Here is a 2,039-nt window from a genome sequence, read left to right on the forward strand (position 1 = left end):
CGCCGTAGGCATCGAAAAAGGCCCGACCGGAAAAGCTACGTCCATGAGACCATTTGATCTCCTGATAAGCATGGTATGAAAAATATCCCATCATTTTGCATAATGTAAGTTGCAAAATGACAGGTTATTTGATGTCGGAAGGCTGTCCTCGTTCATGGAGCAAGGATAAGGCCCGGCCGGTGATTTCCTGGTGGAATATTCGCCGACAGAAGTGTGTCGGCCCTGGTTCGGTCACCGGTTGGGAATCGGGACCCTGGAGATCAGGACCCGGTCGATGCGTGTGCCGTCCAGATCGACGATCTCGAAGTGGTGATCCTCCCAGTCGAATCCCCGGCCCATGGCCGGGGGCTCGCCCTGATGGGCCAGGACGAACCCGGCCAGGGTGTTGAAGGTCTGGCCTTTCAGGTGCATGGGCCGCTCGATTCCCAGCTTAGAGCGGACTTCATCCAGGGACATGAGCCCGTCCAGGAGCCAGGAACCGTCGGCGCGCCGCACGGCCGCCGGCTCGTCATGTTTTTCCGGGACCGGGATATGGCCGACGATGGCCTCCAAGATGTCGTTAAAGGTCACCACTCCCCGGGGTTCGTTGTTTTCATCCACGACGAGGACGAAGTGCATGCGGTCCTTGCGGCGGAAAAGTTCCAGAAGGTTCAAGGCCCTCATGGTTTCCGGGACAAGTTCCAGGGGGTGGAGATGGGCCTCGAGGCCCTGGTTTTTCCCTTGGACGAGATCGCCGATGTATTCCTTGGCCTTCACGGCCCCCAGGACGCCGAAGGGTTCCCTGTGGGCCACGGGAAAACGGGAGTGGGGGTTCTGGAGGATGGTCTTCAAGATCTTTTCCTCGGAGTCGTCGCTGTACAGCCAGACGATCCTGGCATGGTGGGTCATGAGGGCTCCGACTTGCAGGTCCCCGAGGCGAAAGATGCGTTCGACCATGTTCCTCTCGGCGTGCTCCACCTCCCCGTAGATGACGGCCTCGCGGATGAGCCCCCGGATGTCCTCCTCGGTCACCTTGGGCTCCTCGCGCGGGGCGATGCGCAGAAGCCCCACCACGGCCCGGGTCGATCCGCTCAGGACGTGGACCACGGGCATGGCCAGACGCATGAACAAGGACATGGCCGGGGCCGTGAGGCCGGCCATCCGTTCGGGATAGCTCACGGCCAGCTTCTTGGGCACGAGTTCCCCGACGATCAGGGTCAGGTAGGTCACGGGCACGACCATAAGCCCCAGACCCAGGGGCCTCGCATAGGCTTCGGGCAGACCGAGATCCAGAAGATACGCCTGGAGCCTTCCGGCCATGGTCGCCCCGCTGAAGGCCCCGGTGAGGATGGCCACCAGGGTGATGCCGATCTGGACTGCGGACAGGAACCGGTCCGGACAGGCCTTGAGCTTCAGTGCGGCCCGGGCCTTGAGGCGGACCTTGCGGGCGGCCACCAGGGCCATCTCGGACAGGGCGAAGAAGCCATTGACCAGGATGAGGAGGCCGACGAAGAGTATTTCGAGGACGAAATCGGGCATGACGGTTCTCCGGCGTGGGAGGGTTCACTTTCCGGTCAATAGTTGATGATTTTGTCCGCCAGCTTGATCTGCTCGTAGAGGAATTTCATGTTGGCCAGTCTGACGTGCTCGCTTTCATCCACACCGTGGATGGCCATGCACTTGCCTCAGGCCGTCAGGACCCCCTCGCTCAGGGCGAATAACTTGGCCTGCTCGGCGATGGGGTAGCGCTCGGAGTCTCCGTGGTACAGGTCCACGCCTCCGCCGTTGAGAAAGATGGTCACATCCTCGCCTTCGTTCAGAAGGAAATTGCCGAATCTGACGGCGTTCCATTTGATTTCGGGGTCGGAGCTGGACAGGACGATCAGGATTTGCATGTTTGTCTCCAGAATGTTGGTTTGGGATTCGACATGGGTTGGACAGGCCCGATGGCCGGGGTGGGTTGTCCGGATCGGCGGGCCTTGGCACCGCAAAGAGCCCGGGACGAGGGCTCACCCCCCGTCCAAAGACGATCTGACCACGTCGGCCAGTTCGCGCATCCG

The 2,039-nt window shown here is 61.1% G+C and carries 2 protein-coding genes; both read right to left on the reverse strand.

Annotated features, from left to right (window positions below):
- Nucleotides 1-231: 231 nt before the first annotated feature.
- Nucleotides 232-1,518: an HlyC/CorC family transporter gene (locus tag EOM25_14310; protein NCC26348.1), complete on the reverse strand. Its 1,287-nt coding sequence runs from the start codon at nucleotides 1,516-1,518 to the stop codon at nucleotides 232-234.
- A 146-nt stretch (nucleotides 1,519-1,664) separates the two neighbouring features.
- Nucleotides 1,665-1,874 carry a sulfur reduction protein DsrE gene (locus EOM25_14315; protein ID NCC26349.1) on the reverse strand — a complete coding sequence of 70 codons (210 nt, stop codon included), beginning with the start codon at nucleotides 1,872-1,874 and terminating at the stop codon, nucleotides 1,665-1,667.
- Nucleotides 1,875-2,039: the final 165 nt, after the last annotated feature.

The sequence above is a fragment of the Deltaproteobacteria bacterium genome (genome assembly GCA_009929795.1).
Classification (GTDB): Bacteria; Desulfobacterota; Desulfovibrionia; order Desulfovibrionales; family Desulfomicrobiaceae; genus RZZR01.

Excerpts from the sequence above, each read along its gene's own strand:
- EOM25_14315 (NCC26349.1), bottom strand. The coding sequence starts at position 1,874 with ATGCAAATCCTGATCGTCCTGTCCAGCTCCGACCCCGAAATCAAATGG.
- EOM25_14310 (NCC26348.1), bottom strand. The coding sequence starts at position 1,518 with ATGCCCGATTTCGTCCTCGAAATACTCTTCGTCGGCCTCCTCATCCTG.